The 23771-nt window shown below is 70.8% G+C and carries 19 protein-coding genes and 2 pseudogenes; 10 read left to right on the top strand and 11 right to left on the bottom strand.

Annotated features, from left to right (window positions below; translation table 11 throughout):
* The first annotated feature begins 272 nt into the window (after positions 1 to 272).
* Positions 273 to 1514, top strand: coding sequence for an FAD-dependent monooxygenase (locus HW837_RS42015; protein ID WP_234442682.1), 1242 nt, complete (start codon positions 273 to 275; stop codon positions 1512 to 1514).
* A 187-nt stretch (positions 1515 to 1701) separates the two neighbouring features.
* Here the strand turns inward: HW837_RS42015 and HW837_RS42010 are convergent.
* Positions 1702 to 1842: pseudogene (locus HW837_RS42010) on the bottom strand (TetR/AcrR family transcriptional regulator); the annotation flags it as partial.
* A 250-nt stretch (positions 1843 to 2092) separates the two neighbouring features.
* Between HW837_RS42010 and HW837_RS42005 the strand changes: the two are divergent.
* Both HW837_RS42005 and HW837_RS42000 read left to right on the top strand, forming a co-directional pair.
* Positions 2093 to 3037, top strand: a complete 945-nt coding sequence (locus HW837_RS42005; RefSeq protein ID WP_045560291.1) for an alpha/beta fold hydrolase — start codon at positions 2093 to 2095, stop codon at positions 3035 to 3037.
* Between the two features lie 322 nt (positions 3038 to 3359).
* Positions 3360 to 4367, top strand: coding sequence for an NAD(P)H-binding protein (locus HW837_RS42000; protein WP_177262175.1), 1008 nt, complete (start codon positions 3360 to 3362; stop codon positions 4365 to 4367).
* Between the two features lie 121 nt (positions 4368 to 4488).
* On the opposite strand, the gene HW837_RS41995 is transcribed toward HW837_RS42000, so the two are convergent.
* Positions 4489 to 4812, bottom strand: coding sequence for a hypothetical protein (locus HW837_RS41995; RefSeq protein ID WP_177262174.1), 324 nt, complete (start codon positions 4810 to 4812; stop codon positions 4489 to 4491).
* Between the two features lie 542 nt (positions 4813 to 5354).
* On the opposite strand from HW837_RS41995, the gene HW837_RS41990 reads away from it, so the two are divergent.
* The 4 genes and pseudogenes from HW837_RS41990 to HW837_RS49295 all read left to right on the top strand — a co-directional run bounded on the left by HW837_RS41990 (position 5355) and on the right by HW837_RS49295 (position 8626).
* On the top strand, positions 5355 to 5678 hold the full coding sequence (locus HW837_RS41990; protein ID WP_196790105.1) for an LLM class oxidoreductase: 324 nt from the start codon (positions 5355 to 5357) through the stop codon (positions 5676 to 5678).
* Between the two features lie 269 nt (positions 5679 to 5947).
* A pseudogene (locus HW837_RS50165) lies at positions 5948 to 6724 on the top strand (protein-L-isoaspartate O-methyltransferase family protein); the annotation flags it as partial.
* A 232-nt stretch (positions 6725 to 6956) separates the two neighbouring features.
* On the top strand, positions 6957 to 7256 hold the full coding sequence (locus tag HW837_RS50160; RefSeq protein WP_313895662.1) for a hypothetical protein: 300 nt from the start codon (positions 6957 to 6959) through the stop codon (positions 7254 to 7256).
* A gap of 632 nt (positions 7257 to 7888) precedes the next feature.
* Positions 7889 to 8626: a phosphotransferase gene (locus HW837_RS49295; RefSeq protein ID WP_313895659.1), complete on the top strand. Its 738-nt coding sequence runs from the start codon at positions 7889 to 7891 to the stop codon at positions 8624 to 8626.
* Positions 8627 to 8785: 159 nt separating this feature from the next.
* On the opposite strand, the gene adh is transcribed toward HW837_RS49295, so the two are convergent.
* From adh to xylB, 5 genes are all read right to left on the bottom strand, one after another.
* Complete coding sequence (adh, locus tag HW837_RS41975) at positions 8786 to 10309, bottom strand: aldehyde dehydrogenase (RefSeq protein WP_045560294.1); 1524 nt, start codon at positions 10307 to 10309, stop codon at positions 8786 to 8788.
* A gap of 140 nt (positions 10310 to 10449) precedes the next feature.
* Positions 10450 to 11733: a GAF domain-containing protein gene (locus HW837_RS41970; protein WP_045560295.1), complete on the bottom strand. Its 1284-nt coding sequence runs from the start codon at positions 11731 to 11733 to the stop codon at positions 10450 to 10452.
* A gap of 85 nt (positions 11734 to 11818) precedes the next feature.
* Entirely contained in the window at positions 11819 to 12418 is a 600-nt protein-coding gene (locus HW837_RS41965; RefSeq protein ID WP_193381820.1) for an N-acetylmuramoyl-L-alanine amidase, read from the bottom strand.
* Between the two features lie 333 nt (positions 12419 to 12751).
* Complete coding sequence (locus HW837_RS41960; protein WP_193381819.1) at positions 12752 to 13960, bottom strand: ROK family transcriptional regulator; 1209 nt, start codon at positions 13958 to 13960, stop codon at positions 12752 to 12754.
* A 294-nt stretch (positions 13961 to 14254) separates the two neighbouring features.
* Positions 14255 to 15700 carry a xylulokinase gene (xylB, locus tag HW837_RS41955; protein WP_193381818.1) on the bottom strand — a complete coding sequence of 482 codons (1446 nt, stop codon included), beginning with the start codon at positions 15698 to 15700 and terminating at the stop codon, positions 14255 to 14257.
* 145 nt (positions 15701 to 15845) lie between these two features.
* On the opposite strand from xylB, the gene xylA reads away from it, so the two are divergent.
* On the top strand, positions 15846 to 17012 hold the full coding sequence (xylA, locus tag HW837_RS41950; RefSeq protein WP_045560299.1) for a xylose isomerase: 1167 nt from the start codon (positions 15846 to 15848) through the stop codon (positions 17010 to 17012).
* Between the two features lie 350 nt (positions 17013 to 17362).
* Complete coding sequence (locus HW837_RS41945) at positions 17363 to 17668, top strand: hypothetical protein (RefSeq protein ID WP_045560300.1); 306 nt, start codon at positions 17363 to 17365, stop codon at positions 17666 to 17668.
* A 21-nt stretch (positions 17669 to 17689) separates the two neighbouring features.
* Here HW837_RS41945 and HW837_RS41940 read toward each other — a convergent pair whose 3' ends face one another.
* On the bottom strand, positions 17690 to 18991 hold the full coding sequence (locus HW837_RS41940) for an SWIM zinc finger family protein (protein WP_045560301.1): 1302 nt from the start codon (positions 18989 to 18991) through the stop codon (positions 17690 to 17692).
* Positions 18988 to 21855 carry a DEAD/DEAH box helicase gene (locus HW837_RS41935; RefSeq protein WP_045560302.1) on the bottom strand — a complete coding sequence of 956 codons (2868 nt, stop codon included), beginning with the start codon at positions 21853 to 21855 and terminating at the stop codon, positions 18988 to 18990. The genes HW837_RS41940 and HW837_RS41935 overlap by 4 nt, the downstream gene beginning before the upstream one ends.
* A 221-nt stretch (positions 21856 to 22076) precedes the next feature.
* On the opposite strand from HW837_RS41935, the gene HW837_RS41930 reads away from it, so the two are divergent.
* Positions 22077 to 22289 carry a hypothetical protein gene (locus HW837_RS41930; RefSeq protein WP_078853702.1) on the top strand — a complete coding sequence of 71 codons (213 nt, stop codon included), beginning with the start codon at positions 22077 to 22079 and terminating at the stop codon, positions 22287 to 22289.
* Positions 22290 to 22332: 43 nt separating this feature from the next.
* On the opposite strand, the gene HW837_RS41925 is transcribed toward HW837_RS41930, so the two are convergent.
* Both HW837_RS41925 and HW837_RS41920 read right to left on the bottom strand, forming a co-directional pair.
* A complete protein-coding gene (locus HW837_RS41925) occupies positions 22333 to 23190 on the bottom strand; it encodes a hypothetical protein (protein ID WP_045560303.1) in 858 nt (285 codons plus the stop codon).
* A gap of 158 nt (positions 23191 to 23348) precedes the next feature.
* Positions 23349 to 23645: a hypothetical protein gene (locus HW837_RS41920; protein ID WP_045560304.1), complete on the bottom strand. Its 297-nt coding sequence runs from the start codon at positions 23643 to 23645 to the stop codon at positions 23349 to 23351.
* Between the last annotated feature and the right edge of the window lie 126 nt (positions 23646 to 23771).

Below are 23771 nucleotides of genomic sequence, written 5' to 3'. Positions count from 1 at the left end.
GAAACCCCAAAGCGGCCACAGGATGATCTCGAAGCCCTGAGATCCCAGCCCGTCACCCACTCGCCTCACCTCCATCGGTGAGGAAAGCGACCTGCTTTCTCGTCTGGAAACCGATCAGTTTCCGGACGGTTTTCAGCCATGCCCAGCGAGCAGGCAGCAGGAGCGTCCCGCCGCGGTCAACGCCACACCCCTCGACGTCCTCGCCCGCCTCGACGATTCACATCCTCGGCTTCCTGAACGGCCGCCCCCCCCACAAGATGAAGGACACGACAATGTCGGAGCGCAATCCCATGGACAAGAACACGGCATCGCGACAGCGGGCCCTGGTGGTCGGCCTCGGGATAAGCGGGATCACCTCCGCGCTGCGACTGCATCGCGCGGGCTGGGACGTGGTGGTGCTGGAGAAGGCCCCCGAGCGGCGCCGCGGCGGATACTTCCTCGCCCTGTTCGGGGCCGGGCTCGCCGCCGCCGAACGGCTGGGCTTCGCCGATGCGGTGTCGAATCGCGTCGCTCCGGAAAGCGTGAGCTACGACGTCGACCGCACGGGCCGGCGCCGCCGCGGTGTGGGCTACGCCGATGTGTTCCCCGGGTCTCGACTGACGGTGCGGGGCGACATCGAAGACGCGGCCTTCACCGCCCTGCCCGACGAGGTCGAGATCCGGTACTCGACCGTGCCGATCGCGCTGGACCAGTACCTCGACGGGGTGGATGTCGAGATCCGCGACCTGACGACGGAGACGACGAGCGTCGAACGGTTCGACCTGGTGGTCGGGGCGGACGGACTGCGCTCGACGGTGCGCCGGCTTGCGTTCGAGCCCGAGCCGAGCCCGATCCGTCGACTGAACTACATGATCGCCGTGTACAGCCTGCCCGAGCCGGTACCCGGCTACCGCCCACAGGACGGGCTGACCATGGCCGAGGCGGGCCGATCGGTGTGGGTGTTCCCGTTCGCCGACCGTCCGCCGTCGGTGCTGTTCTCCTACCGCACCGACGACGTGGACGCCGAGTTCACCCGGCCGGCCATCGACTCGCTGCGCGCCGCCTACGGCGCCGAGCCCACCGGCTCCACGCTCGGTTGGCTGCTCGACCAGTTCGAGAAGGCCCCGGACCACCTGTTCGACTCCACCGAGCAGGTGCACCTCGACCACTGGTACCGCGGCCGAGTCGTGCTCGTCGGCGACGCCGCGTGGTGCCTGACCCTTTACTCCGGCATGGGGGCATCCGCCGGCCTGGCCGGGGCGGACCTGCTCGGCACCATGCTGGAACGCCACCCGCACGACGTGCCACGAGCGCTGCAGGACTGGGAGGACCACCTGCGCCCGTTCATCGACTACCACCTCGACAGCGGTGTGAGCCAGCGCGGTTTCCTCACCCCGGGCAACCGCGCCGAGTTGCTGCTTCGGTCCGTGATGATCCGCCTCGGCCGGCTGCCGATCGCCGGCCGGCTGCTCGCCAAGACGAGGGCCAAGAGTACGCGGATGAAAAGTCTGGATATCGCCGCCGCAGCAGCGTGAGTGGAGTTCCTCGCATGCGAGCGGGAGAACGACTGGGCCCGAAACTTCATCGAACGAATGCTCGGGTGCAGGTCGCGGGGATGGCCGGGAGGGTCATGTACCGGAGAACGGGCTGTTATCCGGTACATCGGGGTGCACTCGAGCTGCTTGCTCACGCGTCGTAGCAGCCGCGGTCGACGAGCCTGGTGTAGCCGTATGCGCCTACGACATCGCTCCCGCGGATGATGGCCAGCAGGAGGTAGGCGAGGTCGTCGGGGTCTGCGTCGGGGTCGATGTCGCCGTTGCGCTGCGCCGCTCGCACACGCTCGGCCACCGCCGTGCGGACTACGCGGACCCTGCCCCAGCCGGGCGAAGTAGCAGGTCATCGCCTGCAGCGGCACGCCGTGCTTGGTCTGGCCATACATCGAAGGCAAAGCCGACCCACCCTTCTTGACAACCCAGTACAGAACCGCCTAGGTTTCTTACTGTTCAGTCCACAACGGTCCTGAGCTCACCAGCTGCTTCAGAACCAAATACTTCGGAGGACCTCATGACCGCGGTCAGTACGTACAGCCCCGCACCGGAAGGCGCGATGTCCCGTGATTGCTGCTGACGAGACGTTCGACGGCACGTGGCCGTATCCCGCCCGCTTCAACGAGGCGGCCGGATTCCGCCAGCACTACGTCGACGAGGGCCCCGAACAGCCCGGTCAGACGATCGTCATGCTGCACGGTGAGCCCACGTGGGGCTACGAGTGGCGCCACCTGATCGGGCCGCTGTCACGTCACCATCGGGTGGTAGTTCCCGACCACATGGGCTTCGGCAAGAGCGAGACCCCGCCGGACCGCACGTACGACGCGAGCGAACACATCCTCAATCTCGAATCGCTGCTCGTCGACACGCTCGACCTCACGGACATCACCCTGGTGGTCCGTGACTGGGGCGGCCCCATCGGCACCGGGTTCGCATTGCGTAATCCCGGCCGGATCTCCCGGATCTTCGCGGTGAACACCGTGCTGCCTCTCGCCGAGGGCATCGAGGATCTGATGAAGGCCAACGGCGCCGAGAGCCGGTGGTTCCAATGGGCCCACTCGGCGCTCGCGGACGGTTCGTTCGAGCAGATCCTCGGAAACGCGGGTCACACCATCGCCCAGCTGATGATCGACCTGCAGCATGTCGCCCGGCCGGAGATCGCCACGCCGACCTGGATCCGCGCCTACTCCAGCCCCTTCCCCACCCCCGCCGAGTCCCGCGGTGTCATCGCTTTCCCCCGGCAGGTCCTGGAGGGCCCGCAGGGCCCCCCGCCCGGCCCGCCGCCCATGGAAGCCATCGCCGCACTGCGCGCCGTGCCGGCAATGCTGGCCGTCGGGATGCGCGACACCGCACTGCTGCCCGAGTACGTGATCCCCTCGTTCCGGCTCAGCTACCCCGACGCACCCGTGGTCGAGATCCCGGGCGCCGGCCACTTCCCGACCGAGGACGCTCCCGAGACGCTGCTGGCACTGCTGGAGCTGTTCCTGCAGACGACGCCCGCCCGCACCTGAACCCTCAATGCCGAACGGGCGGCTCCGCGCGTGCGAAGCCGCCCGTTCACCGTGCGGCAGGTCGTGGCTACGAAGCCGAGCCGCCGCCGGGACGACGGTGCCCGGCCACGACACTCCGTCGTCGACGGCGCCCCCGTCCTCCGACTACACCTCGCCCAATCAGTTTCCAGACGGCTTTCAGTCATGCCCAGCGAGCAGGCAGCAGGAGCATCGCGCCGAGGTCAACGCCACCCTCCTCGACGTCCTCGCCCGCTTCGGCGACTCCACATCCTCGGCTTCCTGAACGGCCGACCCACCCCCCCACTAGATGAAGGACACAACAATGACGGAACGCAATCCCATTCTGATCACCGGCGCCGGCGGCCAAGTCGGCGGCGTGAGCAGGCTGATGATCGACATGCTGCTCGAACAGGGCCACCCGGTGCGCGCGTTCGTGCGACGGGACGACGAACGCGCGCAGTCGCTGCGCGAGGCCGGGGCCGAGGTCTTCGTCGGCGACCTGCTCAAACTCGCGGACGCGGCCGCCGCGCTGAAGGGTGTCAAGCGCATCTACTTCAGCATGACCCCGCAGCCGTACTACGTCGATGCCCTCACCGTGATGGCCGCGGCGGCGCGAGCCCAGGGCGACATCGAGGCCTTCGTGCACCTGTCCAACTACGAGCAGTCGTACATGACGCTCGAGAAGATGACCGCACCGGATGAGGAGCGGCATTCTTGGCTCGGCGGACTGGTCACGGACTGGTCGCCGCAGCAGCGGGCGCACTGGGTCTGCGAGCGGGTGCTGGACTGGTCCGGCCTGCCGACCGTCAACGTGCGTCCGACCCTGTTCGCCGAGAACCCCCATCTGACCTGGATGCAACAGGGCCCGCTGAGCAACGGTGAACTGCGCCTGCCCTTCGGCAAGCAGCGGCTCGCGCCCATCGCCGTTCATGACGTGGCAGAGGTGTGCGTGAAGGTGCTGGTCGACCCCGCACCGCACATCTCGAAGTCCTACGCGCTCACCGGCCCGGAGCTGAAGGACATGTACGGGTTCGCTGAGGACTACGCAGCCGTGCTGGGACGCCAGGTCACCTATATCCCTGAGGAAGTGGAGGCCTGGAACGAGGCCTTCCTTGACGAGACCCTCCTGCAGGAGGCCCTGGGCGATCCGGGTGCGGCCCGGCACGTGGCGGCGCACCTGAGGATCCAGACCAGGCTGATCGCCAGCGGGCGGTACGACGTCCTCTCCGACCAACTGGAAACCCTGCTCGGGCACCCACCGCGGACCGTGCGGTGGGCGCTGGAGAACAATACTCGCCTGCGCGAACTGGCGGGTGCTCCGAACCACTGAGCGCTCCGGAGCAGAACATGACGCCACACCGGAGTCCTCGGCCTGAGAGTGCGGAACGTGATCTCTTGTCCGTTTCGTGGTTGAGGTTGGGGAAGGATCGCTGGGCGCGGGTGGGCGGCTCTCAGGCGTCGGGGCGGGCGAACGAGCCGGGTTCGGCTTCGATGAGGATGCCCCGGCTGAGCAGGCGTTTCAGTGTGGAGCGGATGCCTTCGGTGTGCTTCGGGAGGATCGGCAGGTCGAGTGCCTGGCAGAGGTCGCGGGCGCGCACCGGTCGGCCTGCGTCTGCCAGGGCGGTGAGGATCTGCTGGTAGGCGGGGTGGTCCGGGATGTCGGGGCGGTCCGGGCCGCTGGCGGGTGAGGGCGGCGGGAGGGCGAGGAGGGTCTTGCGGGTGATGCGCAGGTTCTCGCTCTCCGCGTCGAGTTGGACAGCACCTACGCTGCCCACATCATGCCCGGCGTGATCCTGCTGGGTCCCGGCCCCGGCGGGGTGATGACCGCGGCCTTCCAGGGGACGACCTCAGGCCTGCACCGCGATGACACGGGCGTCACCTCAGCGCTGATCAACACCGGTCAGCAGGTGGGCGGCTCGATCAGTACGGCGCTACTGACCTCCGTTGCCTCGACGGCCACGACCGACTACCTGACTTCGCACAGGGCCAGCGCGCCGGCCGCGGCGCAGGCCGGGATCGGAGGGCTACACGGCCACCTTCGCGTGGGGCTCCGGGTTCTTCGTGGTCGGTGCGGTGATCGCGGCGCTCCTGATTCCGAATCGGGCTCTGGAGCCGTCCGAGGGCGAGCCAGTGATGGCCCACTGAGCCTGGATCCACCCTGGAGATGCCCTGCCACCTGCGATGACTGTAGTTCTCAGGACATGCATCAGCACAGGAAGGCAGGGCATCTCCAGGGTGGTGGACGGCCTCTACCGAACGGACGCCTCCTGCCCGCCTTTGCCGTGTGCGACAGCCCGGCCCCATCATCGGGCCCGAAGTGTTCCTCGCACCGGAGCACAAGGTGGTGTTGGCCGGCGACACCGAGGAGGCGCGCGCCATCGGTCGCCAGACGCTCGAGATGTACCTCGGCCTGAAGAACGCCCTCGCCAACTGGAAACGGATGGGGTTCAGCGACGAAGACCTCGCCAAGCCTGGCAGTAACCGCCTCGTGGACGCAGTCGTGGCCCACGGCATCGCCGATGCCATCGCGGCGAGGGCGAAACAGTACCTCGATGCGGGCGCGGATCACATACCGCTGCAGGTACTGACGTCACCCGACAAGCTCGTGCCCGCACTCGCCGGGCCACTCGGCCTGCAGTGAACCGTGAGCGCTCGGAGGATCCTGGCGTTCTGGAGGCGGTCAGCCGAAGTCGGGACCACTCCCGCGGATGCGGGTCGCACGGACGCAGAGGTGCTTCCACACTTCGGGCTGGGGGCCATCCCCGCGGGTACGGGGAGCACGTCAAGGTCGGCACCGCCGGGATCGGAGACGCGGGACCACCCCCGCGGGTGCGGGGAGCACGACGGGCTTCGGCCCACGGCTTCCCTCGCACTGGGGCCGGTTCCTCCAGACGGGAAACGCGAAGACCGATGGACTCGCTGAGGTGTTCGGCGGGCAGCGATGGGCGGACACCGCGGCGAGCATCCCGCGACGGACCGCCTCGTCGGACTGTACGCCGGCCGACTCCAACGACTGCGACCCGGAGAACACGAGGCCTGCGACCCTGCGTACGACTGAGGAAAGGAAGGCCGCAAGCGATGGAATGGCTAGCGCATGCCCAGCGCCTGGCGCGCGAGGTCGTACGGCCGGAATCGCGCTGGCACTCCGCCGTGGCCACCGTGCCGCGACACACGTACGTCCCTCGGTGGTGGGAAGCGGACGGCGACGTCTGGATCCTGCGGGACGGCCAGAGCAACCCCGACGCCTGGCTGGAGAACGTCTACACGGACACGACACTCGTCACCCGCGTCGACACCTGTCACGCCGACACCGCCAGCATCGAAGGCATCGGCATCATCAGCGACGGCACGCCCACGTCCTCATCGACGCTGCCCAGCCTCGTCGTCCGGATGTACCGGCACGCGATGATCGCCGACGACAATCAGATCCTGGTCACCACGGGCACCGGCTACGGGACCGCTCTCGCCTGCGCCCGGCTCGGCAGCGACCACGTCACGAGCGTCGACGTCGACGAGTGGCTGGTGAACATCGCCCAGGACCGCCTGAGTCTGATGGGCGAGCGCCCGCGCGTCGAGGTCTGCGACATCACTGGGCCGCTGCCCGGCGAGTACGACCGGATCGTGGCCACGGTGTCCGTGCGGCGCGTGCCGGTGTCCTGGCTCCAGGCGCTCCGGAGGGGCGGGCGGTTCGTGACGACGCTCGCCGGCACGGGCCTGATCCTTACCGCGGACAAGACCGAGGACGGCGGCGCCGTGGGGCGTATCGAGTGGGACCGTGCCGGGTTCATGCCCACCCGGCAAGGCGACGACTACGAGCACCCGGCGGACGACGTCTGGAGGGGAGCGATGAAGGGGGAGGGAGAGGTGACCTCCACCAGCCGGTACCCGCTGCTGTACCCCCCCGGATGCCTGGGACGTCATGTCGATGCTCGCGCTCACCCTCCCCGGCATCGACTACCGGCACGCCCAGGACAGCGACACCCGCACGGTGTGGCTGCTCCACCCGGACGGGTCATGGGCTCGCGCCACAGCATCCGGGTTCCTCGACTCGCCCACAGTCCATCAGAGCGGCCCGAGGCGCCTGTGGGACGAGCTGGAACGGATACGGCACCGGCTCAACCGCGAAGGCGCGTTGCCGGTCTACGGGGCGCAGGCCCAGGTCGACCCGGACGGCACCCTCACCCTCTCGCGCGGCGCGTGGTCGATGACCGTGAACTGACGCCGCGTCTCGAAGGCGTTGCCCGGTTGTCCCGCCTGCGTAGTGACAGCCGACTTGGGCCTTCGGCGCATGGCAGCGGCCCGGCCTCCGGAGGGGGAGGAGGAGGCCGGGCCGCTGCTGGGGGATGGAAAGTGGTCTACGGGGGATATGCCGCCGGGGCCTGCTCGCCGGTTTGCCGTACGCCAAGAACGCGGTGGAGGTCGGCGGTCACGACCTTGTACGCGACCCGCTCACCTCAACACCTCGGCGAGAGCCGCGCCCCGGGGCAGCCGAAGGTGCCGGAACCGGCGGAGGGGTGTGGGCGTGCATCCCTCCCGGAGCAGGGCCCGTACTGTGGTACGGGGCACCGTACGGAGCATGTGATGCACCTCGGACAGCGCCCGGGCCGGGCAGCCGGATCCTTTTCCAGACAGCGCGCGACGATGCTTCGCAGCGGTTCGCGGACTCCGTCCAGACATGGTGGCTCGTGGATGATCTGGAAGCACGTCATGTAAGGACTCTCGGCGTCGAACGGGCCTCCGCCGGTGGCCGCGAACACAAGGACTGACCCCAGGGAGAACACGTCCGAGGCCCCGGTGACGTCGCGTGGCGAACTGCACTGCTCCGGAGACACGACTTTTGATCGAGTTCGCGTGCTCACAGCGGAGCTGCCCGTCGAGGCCGGCGGCCACCCCGTGACATTCTGGGGTGAGATTCCGGCGCACGAGGTCGGCAGCGCCATGGATGTCGTCATGCTGCTGAAGCAGCTGCACCGATTGCCCGTGCCGGATCTGCCACGTGACCGGCTGGACCCGTTCGTCCGAGTGGCAGAGCGGATCGAGGCGGCCACGTCGCTGTCGGAGGACGATCGCGCCTGGCTGCGTGATCGGCATGCCGGCCTTCGCGAGCAGTGGGAGCAGCGGCCTCAGGGTCTGCCTGAGTGCGTCGAGCACGGGGATGAGTGGGTGGGCAACGTCGCCCGCACGACAGTCGGGCCGGTACCGGTACTTGTTAGCATGCTGCGCGAGCACATCCAGTGCTTCGGTGTCGCAGCCGACGGAAGAGTGTTCCAGAACGCAGCCGGGAACTACGTCGATTTCGCTGCGTACGGCATCACGTGGAGGCGCGCACGCGAGGCCCCCCTCACGCTCGAGGAGCACGCCCTCGAACTTGTCAAGCGCCCCTACGACCTGCGTCATGCCGGCATCTCGTTCTGGCTGGCATCAGGTGTTGACCCCGCAGAGTGCGCACGCCGAGCCGGGCAGAGCATCCAGGTCCTCTTCCGCTACTACGCAAAGTTCCTGGCCGAAGCACGGGATCACGCCAACCGGCTGATCGAGGAGTCGATGAAGCAATGGGAGGCACCGGACAGCGGTCGTGAAGGCGTGTAGGCGGGAACTGGCCCGGATATATCCCGGAACAGCTGGTCAGACATGGGATAGCTGCGCAAGATATTGGGAGTAGAGGTGCATATCGTCTCAGGGGCCAAGTCTTGGCCCCGGAGGGCGCCTGACTGATGTTTGACCAGGTCAGGCGCCCTTTTCCTGTGCCTAGAAGAAGCCCAGCTTCTTCGGTGAATACGACACCAGAAGATTCTTGGTCTGCTGGTAGTGGTCCAGCATCATCTTGTGGGTCTCGCGGCCGATGCCGGAACCCTTGTAACCGCCGAACGCGGCGTGTGCCGGGTAGGCGTGGTAGCAGTTCGTCCAGACGCGGCCCGCCTGGATGGAACGGCCCGCGCGATACGCGGTGTTGGTGTCGCGCGTCCAGACGCCCGCGCCCAGACCGTACAACGTGTCGTTGGCGATCTTGATCGCGTCGTCGAAGTCGTTGAACGAGGTCACGGAGACGACCGGACCGAAGATCTCCTCCTGGAAGATCCGCATACGGTTGTCACCCTCGAAGATCGTCGGCTGGACGTAGTACCCGCCCTTCAACTCGCCGTCGTGCTCGATGCGTTCCCCACCGGTCAGGACCTTCGCGCCCTCCTGCCGACCGATGTCCAGATAGGAGAGGATCTTCTCCAACTGGTCGTTGGAGGCCTGGGCGCCGATCATGGTGTCGGTGTCCAGCGGATGCCCGGTCTTGATCTGCTCGGTGCGGGCGACGGCCGCCTCCATGAACTCGGCGTAGTTGCCCCGCTGCACCAGCGCCCGCGACGGACAGGTGCACACCTCGCCCTGGTTGAGCGCGAACATCGTGAAGCCTTCGAGGGCCTTGTCGCGGAAGTCGTCGTTCGCCGACCAGACGTCGTCGAAGAAGATGTTCGGGGACTTCCCGCCTAGTTCGAGGGTCACCGGCGTGATGTTCTCCGAGGCGTACTGCATGATCAGACGCCCCGTCGTCGTCTCGCCCGTGAACGCCACCTTCGCCACTCGCGAACTGGACGCCAGCGGCTTGCCCGCCTCCACCCCGAACCCGTTGACGATGTTCACCACGCCGGGCGGCAGCAGATCCGCCACCAGGCTCATCCAGACGTGGATGGACGCCGGGGTCTGCTCGGCCGGTTTGAGCACGACCGCGTTGCCCGCCGCCAGCGCCGGCGCCAGCTTCCAGGTCGCCATGAGGATCGGGAAGTTCCACGGGATGATCTGGGCGACCACACCCAGCGGCTCGTGGAAGTGGTACGCCACCGTGTCGTCGTCGAGCTCCGCCAGCGAACCCTCCTGCGCGCGGATCGCCCCCGCGAAGTACCGGAAGTGGTCGATGGCGAGCGGGATGTCCGCGGCCAGCGTCTCCCGCACCGGCTTGCCGTTCTCCCAGCTCTCCGCCACCGCCAACTGCTCCAGATTCGCCTCCATCCGGTCGGCGATCCTCCGCAGCACGTCCGAACGCTCGGTCACGGACGTGCGCCCCCAGCCGGGCGCGGCCGCGTGCGCCGCGTCCAACGCCCGCTCCACGTCCTCGCTCGTCCCGCGCGCGATCTCCGTGAACGGCAGCCCGTTCACCGGACTCGGGTTCTCGAAGTACTGCCCGCGCGCCGGCGGCACGTACTCACCGCCGATGAAATGGTCGTAACGCGCCTCGAAGGAGACGACCGCGCCTTCCGTACCGGGCGCTGCGAAACGGGTCATGAATACCTGCCTCCCGAGAAGCGCCACCCGCCGTTGGGCGGCTCTCGCGAAGAGGCTAGGAACCGCGATGTTGCATCGACGTTGCGCTTCGAGGAGCGCCGCCGCCCTCGAACGACCGAACCGCCCCCTACGTCGCAGCCCTACGTTCGCCGAGCCCGACGGTCTCCCCAGCCCGGTGGTGCCGACAGTTCCGACTCCAACTCGCGCAGCCGGGACCGTACGGCCGGAGCGGGTCGTACGGCCGCCAGTGCCCGCCACACCTCCAGATCGTCCTCGCCCCAGGGGGCGTGCGCCCAGTCCGCCAGCAGGTCGGGGTCGTGCCCGGCTATCAGCGCCGTGCGCAGCCCGTCCGCGAGTCTGCGCCGCAGCCGTACGACGGCCGGCGCCTGCGAGCCCGGCAGCAGCGGCCCCGCGTACGCCGACGCCGCCGCTGTCACCGCGCCCGTCTCCAACCGCCGTTCCACCACCGACACATCGGACTCGACGGGCACGGTCAGCCGATACGGCCGTGACCCCAGCAACCCCGACCCGAGGAGACGGCGCAGCCGCGCCAGTTCGGCCCGCAGCGTCACCGGCGTCACCGACTCGTCCTCGTACAGCGCGCAGAGCAACTCGTCGCCGGACAGCCCCTCCGGGTGGCGGGCGAGCAGCACCAGGATCTCGCTGTGTCGACGGCTGAGCCTGATCTTCCGTCCCCGGACGAGGAGTTGGGCCTCGTCGCGGCCCAGAGCGGTCAGTTCGAGCGTGTCCGCCGCAGCGCCGGGCGGCGCGAGCAGGGCGAGCTGGGACTCGGCGGCACGGGCGACCGCCTGGACGAAGCCGAGACTGTGCGGATGCGCCAGGCCGTCGCCGCCGGTGATGTCGACCGCGCCGAGCACCCGCCCGGTGCGTGGATCGTGCACCGGAGCCGCCGCACACGTCCATGGCTGCACCCGCCATATGAAGTGCTCGGCGGCGAACACCTGAACGGGCCGGTCCACGGCGACCGCGGTGCCCGGAGCGTTCGTCCCGACCGCGGACTCCGCCCATCGCGCACCCGGTACGAAGTTCATCCGGTCGGCCCGCCGTCTGGTCGCCGCGTCTCCCTCCACCCACAGCAGCCTGCCCTGCGCGTCGCACACGGCCAGCAGATGCTCGCCGTCGGACGCGAACGTGCCCAGCAACTCGCGGACCAACGGCATCACCCTGGCCAGCGGATGTTCCGCGCGGTAGGAACCGAGGTCGCCGTCCGTCAGTTCCACCGGAGCGGTGCCCTCCGGTCCGACACCCGCCTTCGCCGAACGCCGCCACGAGTCCGCGACGACGGAACGCACCGGTCGTGCCACCGTGCCCCGCTGTGTGAACACCTCGTGCGCGCGCCGCAGCACCCGCACCCGCTCGACGGGGTCGGCTCCCGGCTCCAGAGCCACCCATGGATCGGTCAACTCGGCCTCCTGGACATGCGCTCGTGGCTGGAACCCATCGTCACCGCCCGACCCGCACCCCGACAAGCCGCGCGCTCCGACAGCGTCAGGCGGCGCCGACCAGACGTATGTAGCGGTCCCAGTCCCAGTGCGGCCCCGGATCGGTGTGGTCGGTGCCCGGCACCTCGTGGTGGCCGATGATATGGGCGCGGTCCTTCGGGATGCCGTGCCTGTCGCAGATCTCCGCGGTGAGCGCCGCGGACTGCTCGTACATGGCGGCGGTGAAGTACTCGGGCCGGTCGATCCAGCCCTCGTGCTCGATGCCTATGCTCCGCGCGTTGTAGTCCCAGTTGCCCGCGTGCCAGGCGATGTCGTGTTCTCTGACGCACTGGGCGACCAGTCCGTCGCCCGACCGGAGGAGATAGTGCGCGGAGACCTGCTTCGCCGGGTTCCAGAAGACGGGCAGGGCGTTCTTGTAGGTGGTCTGCGTGACGTGGATGATCACCAGGTCGATGGGTTGTCCGGCCGGCCGGTCGGCCGCGGTGTAGTTGGCCGTGCTCGCGGGCTCCCACCGGGCGGGGGTGTGGTCGAGGGGCGGAGACTCGGCGTCGGCCCGGGGGCTCGGGAGCAACGCGTAGGGGATCGCGGCGAGGGCGGTGCCCTGCAGCAGCAGCCGCCTGCTCGGCAGCGGCCTGGCTCGCTCCATGTGACTCTGCCTTTCCTGCCGGTGGGTGGGTGGGTGGTCCTGTGCTGGTCGTCGCATCCGTGATCGAAGACGCAGCAGTACGCCGAGACGCAGCAGTACGCCAAGAGGCGTCAGTACTCGAAGACGCAGCCGCAGGTCGAATGGCTGCGCCTCACGTGGATCACGGTACGGCGATCGTGGACCGGGCCGTCCGAGCATGTGGATAACGGTGGAAAACCGGCGAGTTGTGGAAAACTCCGTCACCCGGCAGAGGGAACACGCGCTCACGGAGGCCGGTCGAGGACTGTGCCGACGCGCTGGCCGGGCACAGCCCTCGACCGCTTGTCCTCAGCGCTACGGCCGCACCCCGACTGTCGCCGGATCGTCCAGCACCCCACGCACCACCGAGTGCGCCGCGCCCAGCAGGGGTCCGTCGGAACCCAGCCGGGACACGGTCACGGAGCACGCCGGACCGGCCGTCCGCCGCGCCAACTCCCGCTCCAGCGAGGGCAACAACCAGGGCGCGAGGGCGGCCAGAGCGCCGCCCAGCACCACGGTCCTTGGGTCCAGCAGATTCACCGCGCCGGTCAGTGCCACCCCGAGCGCGGTGCCTGCGCCGCGCAGGGCCCGGTGCACATGCTTGTCGCCGGCGGCGGCCCGCTCGGCGAGGAACTCGACCTGGTGTTCGCCCGGTTCCAGTCCGGCCGCCCGGAGCACGGCCTCCTCACCGGCGTACTGCTCCAGGCAGCCGCGGCCACCGCACGCGCAGTCGGGGCCTTCGGGCCGCACGGGAACATGCCCCAACTCGCCCGCGAATCCACGTGTCCCACGGAGCAGCCGACCGTCCACGACGACCGCGCCACCGATGCCGATCTCCGCGGAGACGTGCAGGAAGTCGGACGGTGTGCCGTCCCCGAGCCAGAGCTCCGCGAGACCGCCGAAGTTGGCCTCGTTGTCCACGGTCACCGGCAGATCGTCGGGCAACAGGGCGCCCACGTCCGTGTCGTGCCAGTCGAGGTTCGGGGCGCGGACCACCGTACGGGTGTCGCTCGCCACCAGCCCGGGCACGGCGACCGCGAGCCCCGCGGGCCACAGTCCCTCGCCCTCCGCCTCGGCGACCACCTGTCGGACGAGCTGGGTCAATTCCTCGATGACCGGCTCCGGCGCCCGGCCGCGGTTGGTGCCGTGCCGCTCCGCCCGAGCCCGCACCTCGCCCCGTAGGTCCACGGCGCAGACCGCGAGATGATCGACGCCGATCTCCGCGCCGATACCGGCGGGGCCGCGCCCGCTGAGGGCCAGCGCCGAGCCGGGCCGTCCCACCCGGCCCGGACGCTCGGGGCCCAACTCCTCCAGGAGCCCGGAACGGATCAGCTCGTCCACCAGCGTCGACACGGCGGCCCGGGTCAGGCCGATGTGCGAGGCGACGCCGGCCCGGGACAGCGGCCCCTCGGCGTTGACGGTGTGCATGACCCGGGAGAGGTTGCGGCGCCGCATGCCCTGCTGGTTGTCGGGCAGGCGGCGGCCGGAGCCGCCGGCGTGGGTCTCGTGCAGTGGTGCGGTCATGCCTCCCTCGGCTCCCGTCGATGCGTCCCGGTGGGTGTCCCCGCCGATGTTCCCGCGGGTGTCCCTGTGCGTTTTCCTGTCCGTGCTCTGTAGATCATGCCGGAATCGGATTTTCCCACTCGGGAGACCCCCTCGCCGCTACGGGACGGCGCCCGCCGCTTCGTGACAGCCCTCGCTGCAACGGGACAGCCCCTCGTCGGCCAGTCGGTGGCAGCCCGGTCGGTCTCTGCCCGGTCGGTCTCTGCCCGGTCGGTGGCAGCCCGGTCGACCGCTGACCGGTCGGAGGCAGTGCGGTCAGTCGCTCTCCGGTCCGCGTTCCAGCAGCGGTGCCGCGTCGGACAGCACCCGGGAGATCCTGGCGAGCGTCTCCTCGTCCCGCTCCACGGCCTCCAGTACCGGCCCCCGGGTGGTGTCCCAGCGGCGGGCCACCGCGGCGGGGTCCTCGCCGGTGAGCAGCCCGGCGGCCTGCGCGGCGGCGCCCAGCGCGACCAGTTCCTTGGCCTCGGGGACCTGCACGGCCCGTCCCGAGAGGCGGCGCACGGTCTGCTGCCAGGCGGTGCCCCGCGCGCCCCCGCCGATGAGCAGCAGCGGTGCGGAGGTGTCCGCGTCGGAGTCGAGCACCAGGTCCAGGGCGCCGAGCAGCGAGTGCACGGCGCCGTCGTACGCGGCCTGCAGCAGCTGTCCGCCTGTCGTGTCGTGGCGCAGCCCGTGCAGCAGGCCCGAGGCGTGCGGCAGGGCCGGGGTGCGCTCGCCGTCCAGGTAGGGGAGGAGGGTGACCTCCCTGCCGGGCTCCACGGACTCGCGGTCGAGGCCCAGCAGGGCGGCGACCCGGTCGACGGCCTGGGTGCAGTTCAGGGTGCAGGCCAGCGGCAGCCAGTCGCCGTGCGCGTCGGCGAAGCCCGCGACCGTGCCCGTCGGATCGGCGGGGCGGTGCCTGGAGACGGCGTACACCGTGCCGGAGGTGCCCAGGCTCAGCACCGGGGTGCCGGGGCGCAGCCCGAGCCCCAGCGCCGCGGCCGCGTTGTCACCCGTGCCGGCGGCCACCAGGGTCCCCTTGGCGAACGGCAGCTCCTGGGCGTCCCGTACGGTCCCGGCGACCTCGCCCGGACGGACCACCCGGGGCAGCAGCGCCGGGTCCAGCCCCACATGGGCGAGCACCTCGGCGTCGTACGCCTCCGTCGCCGACGCCCACCAGCCCGTCCCGGAGGCGTCGCCGCGATCGGTCGTGCCCTGGCCGGTGAGGCGCTCGGTGAGGTAGTCGTGCGGCAGACGCACGGCGGCGGTCGCGCGGACCGCCTCGGGCTCGTGCTCGGCCAGCCAGGCCCACTTCGTCACGGTGAAGGACGGGCCCGGCACACTGCCTGCGCGCTCCGCCCAGGCCTTCGCGCCGCCCAGTTCCTCGACCAGGCGGGCCGCCTGCGGCGCCGAGCGCACGTCGTTCCACAGCAGCGCAGGCCGCACCGGCTCGCCCCGGGAGTCGAGGGTGACGAGGCCGTGCTGCTGGCCGCCGATCGACACCGCGGCGGCCTCGCGTGCCGCCTCCCCGCACTGGTGCAGCGCCTCGCACAGCGCGTCCCACCACTGCCGGGGGTCACTCTCCCGGCCGGCCCCGGAGGACACGGTGTGCGATGCCTGCCCGCTCGCCACGACCCGGCCGGTCGACGCGTCGACGACCAGGACCTTGGTGGACTGTGTGGACGAGTCCACACCGACGACAAGCGGACCCTCGGCAGCTGACATCGGGCTCTCCTTCTCACGCGGCTCGCGACGGCCGCTGACGCGGCTGACGTCTCCGTCCGGCGACATCTTGTCTTCCCAGAGACGCGTCCGCATACTAATTTGTAAATCGCCATGACGAAATAGTCGGAGCACAAGGAGCCGCGGCATGAACTACCAACCCACCCCCGACGACAGGTTCACCTTCGGCCTGTGGACCGTCGGCTGGCAGGGAAGGGACCCGTTCGGCGACGCCACCCGGCGCGCCCTCGACCCGGTCGAGACGGTGCAGCGTCTGGCGGAGCTCGGCGCCTACGGTGTGACCTTCCACGACGACGACCTGATCCCCTTCGGGTCCTCCGACAGCGAGCGCGAGGAGCACATCAAGCGCTTCCGCGCCGCCCTGGACACGACCGGCATGACCGTGCCCATGGCCACCACCAACCTCTTCACGCACCCCGTCTTCAAGGACGGCGCGTTCACCGCCAACGATCGCGACGTCCGCCGCTACGCGCTGCGCAAGACGATCCGCAACATCGACCTGGCGGTCGAGCTCGGCGCCAAGATCTACGTCGCCTGGGGCGGCCGCGAGGGTGCCGAGTCCGGCGCCGCCAAGGACGTCCGGGACGCGCTCGACCGCATGAAGGAGGCCTTCGACCTCCTCGGCGAGTACGTCACCTCCCAGGGCTACGACCTGAAGTTCGCGATCGAGCCCAAGCCGAACGAGCCGCGCGGCGACATCCTGCTCCCCACCGTCGGCCACGCGCTGGCCTTCATCGAGCGCCTGGAGCGCCCGGAGCTCTACGGCGTGAACCCCGAGGTCGGTCACGAGCAGATGGCCGGGCTGAACTTCCCGCACGGCATCGCGCAGGCCCTCTGGGCGGGCAAGCTCTTCCACATCGACCTCAACGGCCAGTCCGGCATCAAGTACGACCAGGACCTCCGCTTCGGCGCGGGCGACCTGCGCTCCGCGTTCTGGCTGGTCGACCTGCTGGAGAGCGCCGGTTACGCGGGGCCGAAGCACTTCGACTTCAAGCCGCCGCGCACCGAGGACCTCGACGGTGTGTGGGCGTCGGCCGCGGGCTGCATGCGCAACTACCTCATCCTCAAGGAGCGTGCGGCCGCCTTCCGCGCGGACCCGGCGGTCCAGGAGGCGCTGCGTGCCGCGCGGCTGGACCAGCTGGCCCAGCCCACGGCCGTCGACGGACTGCAGGCCCTGCTCGCGGACCGGACGGCGTTCGAGGAGTTCGACGCCGAGGCCGCCGCCGCTCGCGGCATGGCCTTCGAGCAGCTCGACCAGCTGGCGATGGACCACCTGCTGGGTGCGCGCGGCTGATCACGCGCGCGTGGGGCCCCTTTCGGTCGTTCTCTGCGCGGGAATTCTCCGGAATCATGCGATCCACGGCATGAGTCCTGTCAACTCCCGTGCAGGGCTCGCGTCCTGGCTGTTTCGCGGCGACTCTGGACGGTATGGGCATGCCGCCGCCACCGTCCCAGCCGCCCCGACCGCCGGACGGCACACCGCCGTCGCCCGGCGGCGGTTTCGGGCCCCCGTCAGGGAGCTTCGGTCCGCCGCCGGGCGATCCGACCGGGGGAGGTGGTGGCTGGCAGCCCCCGGGTCAGGGCGGGGGCTGCCAGCCACCCGATCCGCCCGGTGGGCCCCCTCCCTACGGGCGTCGCAGGCTGGTGCTCATCGCGCTGGCCGTGGTCCTCACCCTGGGTGCCGTCCTCGCCGTGGTGCTGGTGGCCTCCGGGGGTGAGGGATCGCCGGACGACAGGCGGTCGGGCGGGCCCGGTGGAGGCGCGAGTTCTTCGCCGACCCCGTCGCTGAGCCTCCCGTCCGGACTGCCCAGCGGCCTTCCGACGCTGCCCTCGGGTTTCCCCAGCGAACTGCCCAGTGGGTTCCCGAGCGATCTGCCCTCCGGATTCCCGACCGGGTTGCCCAGCGACCTGGACTCGCTGTTCCCGGACCCGGTCGGCCGCACCGGCTGACGGGCGCGCTCTCGGGAGACGTCAGCTGTCGGGCTCACCGGCGACCGAGGCCAGTGCCGTCGCCGGATCATGGGCCGCCGGGCCCGCCGGCGCCCACCGGCCGCGCTCCTTGCGGTACGGCCACCAGCGGCCGTCCCGTCCGAGGCGCAGCTGCGCCGACCCATCCACGACGGTCCAACGGTTGTGCGCGGCCCTCAGTGGAGGCCGCTCGCCCTCGTCCCACGCCGCCTCCAGAGCGGCACGCGCGCGTGCGAGTGACTCCGCCGGTACATGCCACTCCTCGTCCAGTGCGGCGAGACCGGCCGCCCCGCCGTACCGCCAGGCACGGACGGCGAGCGCCAGCCCCTCCCGGCCGCGTCCCGACCCCTCGGCCAGTCGCGCCCCGATGCCCGCCCCCGGGGCACCGGCGGCCAGCCGCACCACGTCCTGGCGGAACGGCGACTCGTCGTCGAGCGGCTGCTGCCCGTGACCGGGGTGGAGAGCCTCGGACAGCAGCCGATGTGCCTCCCGGGCCGTCTGCGCCGCCAGGAACTCGAGTGCCACCGGGTCGAGTCCCGGCGCCGGCCCGGCCTCGGTGTCCAGGGAGGGCGGCAGGCCGGGCTCCGTGGGCAGCTCGGGCGGCTCGGGGAGCGGCGGCAGGAGATCTCCCGCCGCGAACGCCTCCGCGGCGTCCACGCCGCCCCGGTGGTCTTCCCCGAGGATCGTCCCGGGACCGCTCGGCGCATCCTCGGCACCCGCCGCGGAAGCGGTTCCCCGCACGTGGAGGTCATCCAGCAGGGCGCGTTCGGCGCGGCCGCGCATCAGCAGCAGGACGAACGGGTCCTGATCCAGCAGGCGGGCCACCTGGTAGCAGAGCGCCGCGGTGTGTCCGCAGTGGTCCCAGGCACCGCAGTCGCACTCGGCCTCCAGATCACCGAGCCCGGGCAGCAGTTCGACCCCGGCCGTCGCGGCGTCCTCGACCAGATGCGGCGGCATCTCACGGTCGAGCAGGGCGGCGACGTGCCCGGCCCGCTCGACCGCCATGTCCAGAAAACGGTCCCACTGATCCCCGGACAGCTCCTGGAGCAGGACGTCGGCACGGTGGCCGGTGCCGTCGCGGTCCTGGACGACCGCCGTGACGCGCCCGGGGCGCACCGACACCGCGCCCACGGCTCCCGCACGCGCCAGCCTGCGCCCCGCCTTCACCTGCTGCCCGTCCAGCGCCGCGTCCTCGAGCGCCCGCAACCAGGCCCGGCCCCACCACGTCCGCGCGAAGCCCCCGCCGCGTACGGGAGCCAGTGCGGCGAACGTGCGCTCCTGGTCATGTCCCGCGTGTTCCGTCATCCCGCGCCCCCTCGCAGCTCCACCAGATCGGCCAGCTCGGCGTCGGACAGCTCGGTCAGTGCCGTGTCGCCCGCGCCGAGCACCGTGTCGGCCAACTCCCGCTTGCGCAGCAGCATGTCCGCGATGCGGTCCTCGATCGTGCCCTCCGTGATCAACCGGTGCACCTGCACCGGCCGTGTCTGTCCGATGCGGTACGCCCGGTCCGTGGCCTGCGCCTCGACGGCCGGGTTCCACCAGCGGTCGTAGTGCACGACATGCTCGGCCCGTGTCAGGTTCAGACCCGTGCCGGCCGCCTTCAGCGACAGCAGGAAGACGGGCACCTCGCCCGCCTGGAAGCCGTCCACCATCGCCTCGCGCTCGGGCACCGGTGTCCCCCCGTGCAGGAAGCGCGTGGTCACCCCGCGCGCCGCCAGATGGCGTTCCAGCAGCCGAGCCATCCGGACGTACTGCGTGAAGACCAGCACGCTCGCGCCCTCGGACAGGATGGTGTCCAGCAGTTCGTCCAGCAGTTCCAACTTCCCCGATCTGCCCGGGATCCGCGGACTGTCCTCCTTGAGGAACTGGGCGGGGTGGTTGCAGATCTGTTTGAGCCCGGTCAGCAGCTTCACGATCAGTCCCCGCCGCTCCATGCCGTCGGCCGCGGCGATCTCCGCCATGGTCTCGCGCACCAACGCCTCGTACAGCCCCACCTGTTCCCTGGTGAGCGACACGGCGTGGTCGGTCTCGGTCTTCGGCGGGAGCTCAGGCGCGATCCCCGGGTCGGACTTGCGGCGGCGCAGCAGGAACGGCCGTACGAGCCGGGAGAGCCGCTCCGCGGCGGCGGGGTCCCGGCCGTTCTCCACGGCGTGTGCGTACCGGGAGCGGAAGGTGCCGAGGCGTCCCAGGAGACCCGGGGTGGTCCAGTCGAGGATCGCCCACAGTTCCGACAGATTGTTCTCCACCGGGGTGCCGGTGAGCGCCACACGCGCGCGTGCGCCGATGGTGCGCAGTTCCCGCGCCGTGGCCGAGTAGGGGTTCTTCACGTGCTGCGCCTCGTCCGCCACGACCAGACCCCAGGGCACGTGGGCGAGCCGGGGTGCGTCGAGCCGCATCGTGCCGTACGTGGTCAGGACGAACTCCGCGTCGGCGAGCCCGTCCAGACCGCGTCCGGATCCGTGGAAGCGGCGCACGGGAACGCCCGGTGCGAATTTCTCGATCTCCCGCTGCCAGTTGCCCATCAGGGACGCCGGACAGACGACGAGGGTGGGGCCCGCGGTCGAGGTGTCCGACTGCCGGTGCAGATGCAGGGCGATGAGAGTGATCGTCTTGCCGAGCCCCATGTCGTCGGCGAGACAGCCGCCGAGCCCCAGGGAGGTCATCCGGGCCAGCCAGCCGAGTCCGCGCAGCTGGTAGTCGCGCAACGTCGCGGCGAGCGCGGGAGGCTGGCCGACGGGTTCCTGCCCTTCGGGGTCCGACAGCCGTTCCCGCAGCGTCGCCAGCCATCCGGTGGGCAGCACGTCGACCACCCGGCCGTCCACCTGCGTCGTACCCGTCAGAGCGGCGCTGAGCGCGTCGACGGGCGACACCTTGCGGTCCTGCTGCGCACGGGCGTGGCGGATCTCCTCCGGATCCACCAGGACCCACTTGTCGCGCAGTCGCACCAGCGGGCGGATCGCCTCCGCGAGCTGGTCGAGCTCCTGCCGGGTGAGCCGCTGATCGCCCAGCGCGAACCGCCAGTCGAAGGCGAGCAGCGCGTCGGCCGACAGGTACGACGGGGTGGCCGACGTCGTTCCGCCGGGGCCCTGCTCGTCGTCGTCCGGGGGACCGACGACCGCGCGGGCGGTCAGCCCACGGGCCGGCTCCCTGGGCCAGTGCACCTCGACACCGGCTGTCGCGAGCAGACGGGCACCCTCGCCCAGCAGTTCGGTGACCTCCTCGTCGGCGAGTTCCACGGCGTCCGGCACGGCTGCCGACAGCAGCGGGCCGAGCGGGGCCCAGACGCGTGCGGCGCGGCGCAGAGCCAGCAGGGCGTCCGTCCGCGCGCGCGGGCCGAAGGCGGCCGCGTCGGCCCACACCGCGGAGGCGTCCGCGACGAGCGCGGGGTCGCTCACACTGTGCAGCTGGGGAACGACACGGAACGTGGGCTTCGTCCCGGCCGGGTCGTCGTCGGGGAGCGAGGCGAGCCCGGGAATCTCGACGCGCAGGGAGACGCGGACCCCGGCGTCGTGTCCGGCGGCAACGTCGGCGGCCCAGGAGCGCTGTTCCGGAACGGCCTGCGGATCGCGGGCGGCGAAGGCCGGGCCGCCCGCCGCGACGCTCGCGGCGGGGGAGCGGGGCAGTGAGTCCACGACGGCGTCGAGGAACGCGCGCAGCAGCCGCTCCGGCTCGGGCAGCCGCAGTGGCTCACCGTCGTCCACCGGCAGCGCGTGCGCCTCGGGAGGCATAGCTGCGGCCAGCTCCCTGACTCGGTCCAGGTCCTCCGCTCGCAGCGGTCCCGCCCGCCAGGCGTCCTGTCCGTCCGTGGTGACGCCGGGCAGCAGCAGACCGCGCGCGGCGAACCGAAGGGCCAGCAGTGCCGCGGCGCCCCAGAAGGCCGTCGAGCGGTGGGCGCCGGTGCGGGCACGCGCGCGCGTGAGCACCGGAAGCGCGGCGTGCACCGGGAGCGACACGACGGGGACCGTGAACCGTCGGACGCCGACGCCGTCATCAGACCGGACGAGTGTCAGCTCCCCGTCGCAGCCGTGGGCGACCGGGGGCGGTGCCGAGCCGTCCGGTCGCCAGAAGGCGACGCGTCCGACGCGGGCGAGGTCCGCGGGCACGAAGACGGCGTGGCAGCGGGCCAGTTCGAGGACTTCGGGGAGGGTTGCCACGGGGTTCGTCGGCACTGGGATACCGGACTCCTCAAATTTGACTACTCTAGTCGGAATCGCCGAGGTTACCTCACCTCAAACCGCCGCCCGGCGTGTTGCTGAGTGACGTGGGTCACTTTTCCCGCCCGGCGGGAAGGGCATCTCAGGGTTGTACGGGGGTTCGACTCAGGGACGCGTCAGGGTCGTGGTCCGGAACCGCGGGGAGTCCGATCCCGTTTTCAGGACAGAGAGCGGCAGTGGCCGCGAAGGAGGCGACGGAGATGTCGAAGAGCACGAAGATCGTCGCAGGGGGTGCGGCAATCGGGATCGTCCTGCTGATCCTGCTGCCGTTCCCCTTCTGGGCCAATCTCCTGATAGTCCTGGGGATCCCCACGGCCGCGTATCTGGCGCTGGACCCCTCGCAGCGGCGCCGGCTGCGCCGCACGGGGCGCAAGGAGCTCGGCCGCTGAGGTGGCACCGGCCCGCGTCGGCGGGCCGGTGCGGCACACGAGATCAGTTCGGGCGTACGGCGATCTTGTCGAGGGACTCCAGGAGACCGGGCAGTTCCGGGCCCCTGCCCACCGGCAGCACCTCGCCGGGTTCCTCGTCGAGAAGGACGAAGGCGATGTCGTCGGTTCTGGCCACCATCGACCAGCCGGGACCGTCGGCACGAAGCGTCCGGGCGTCGCCCGGCGCGAACGAGGAGCGGACCCGCCCGAGAGGGGGAGGGGACTCCACGTAGGCCCGCGCCTCCGCGAGCACACGGCGGATGCCCGTGCGGGGAGCGCCGTCGTCCTGGCCCGCACCCGGCCCGGTTTCCGCCGTGTCGCCGGTCGCCGGACGGCCCGATCCGTCCTGCCCGGCGAACGCGGAGTCGTCGATCTGCTCCCGCCACATGGCCCACTGCAGAGCGATCTCGTCGGCGCCCAGCCGCCGCTGGGCGGGACCCCAGACGCCGGTGTCCGGCGGACTCAGCGGAGGCCGGTCCGACACCTCGGGATCGGGGTCGTGCGGAGCGGGCACCCCCGGGGCCGCCACGGCGACCGCGAGGGGCCAGCCCGGCAGGGCCGCCACGACGGAGTCCTCGTCGGGCGACAGGTCGTACTCCATACCGCAGTCCCACGACGCGATGGCCACGGCGACCAGTGACACGTCGTCGACCGCCACCGTCCACCTCGCCCCCTCGCCGTCCTGGCCCAGGACGATCCCGTAGCCGTCCGCGAGCGGCGCGAGGCCCAGGGCCGCGCAGGCCTCCGGGTAGTCGTCCCCCAGCACACTGGGGAAGTTCGCGGGCGTGAGCAGTACCGCCGTCAGCACATACAGCGCATCGTCGTCCCCGGCGGTGACGGCGTCCTCGTCCGTCCCGGCCATGCCGGCCTCCCATCGCTCTCGCTCGTCCGTCGGCGCACCCTAATGCGCCCGGCGGGCCCTTGTCACGAGCGGGAACCCCGTGCGGAGCTGCGGATATCCGGGGCGAGCTGCAGGTATCCGGGTGGACAGGGGCGAAACGACCGGAGACCCTCACTCGTTCAGGCGGCGGGCAGCCCCAGAAGTGACCGCGCGACCGTCTGCGGCGACTCGTCGCGCTCCCGCGCCAGGGCGATCACCGCCCGGCACGCAAGCTCGCTCACCCCGAAGGACAGGGCCTCGGGCGACACCCAGGTCGTGGCCTCGTCGATCTGGTCCTGGTCGTCCTCGGCGCACGCCGCGATGTAGACGGCCGCCGCCTCGAACAGGTTGTGTGTGCGTTTTGTCTCCTGCGCGGTGGTCTCCGCGCGCAGCGAGTCGAGGAATCTGCCGAAGGACTTGCGCATGCTGCCGAACATATGGGCTACCTACCCCCGCGTCAGTATCACAGCTCGTCTCGTCCTACTCAACGTAGAGACGGACCCGCGGCCACAGAAGGGGGAGGGCGGGGTGAAGCGCGGCGAACGGCGCATTCGGGACCCTGC

Source organism: Streptomyces caniscabiei (genome assembly GCF_014930365.1).
In the GTDB taxonomy this organism is placed as follows: Bacteria; Actinomycetota; Actinomycetes; order Streptomycetales; family Streptomycetaceae; genus Streptomyces; species Streptomyces caniscabiei.
This window is presented reverse-complemented; position numbering and strand designations above follow the sequence as displayed.

What these genes read in the sequence shown, in the direction of transcription:
- HW837_RS42015 (WP_234442682.1), top strand. Translation starts at nt 273, where the DNA reads ATGTCGGAGCGCAATCCCATGGACAAGAACACGGCATCGCGACAGCGG.
- HW837_RS42000 (WP_177262175.1), top strand. Translation starts at nt 3,360, where the DNA reads ATGACGGAACGCAATCCCATTCTGATCACCGGCGCCGGCGGCCAAGTC.
- HW837_RS50160 (WP_313895662.1), top strand. Translation starts at nt 6,957, where the DNA reads ATGTCGATGCTCGCGCTCACCCTCCCCGGCATCGACTACCGGCACGCC.
- adh (WP_045560294.1), bottom strand. Translation starts at nt 10,309, where the DNA reads ATGACCCGTTTCGCAGCGCCCGGTACGGAAGGCGCGGTCGTCTCCTTC.
- HW837_RS41965 (WP_193381820.1), bottom strand. Translation starts at nt 12,418, where the DNA reads ATGGAGCGAGCCAGGCCGCTGCCGAGCAGGCGGCTGCTGCTGCAGGGC.
- HW837_RS41960 (WP_193381819.1), bottom strand. Translation starts at nt 13,960, where the DNA reads ATGACCGCACCACTGCACGAGACCCACGCCGGCGGCTCCGGCCGCCGC.
- xylB (WP_193381818.1), bottom strand. Translation starts at nt 15,700, where the DNA reads ATGTCAGCTGCCGAGGGTCCGCTTGTCGTCGGTGTGGACTCGTCCACA.
- xylA (WP_045560299.1), top strand. Translation starts at nt 15,846, where the DNA reads ATGAACTACCAACCCACCCCCGACGACAGGTTCACCTTCGGCCTGTGG.
- HW837_RS41940 (WP_045560301.1), bottom strand. Translation starts at nt 18,991, where the DNA reads ATGACGGAACACGCGGGACATGACCAGGAGCGCACGTTCGCCGCACTG.
- HW837_RS41925 (WP_045560303.1), bottom strand. Translation starts at nt 23,190, where the DNA reads ATGGCCGGGACGGACGAGGACGCCGTCACCGCCGGGGACGACGATGCG.
- HW837_RS41920 (WP_045560304.1), bottom strand. Translation starts at nt 23,645, where the DNA reads ATGTTCGGCAGCATGCGCAAGTCCTTCGGCAGATTCCTCGACTCGCTG.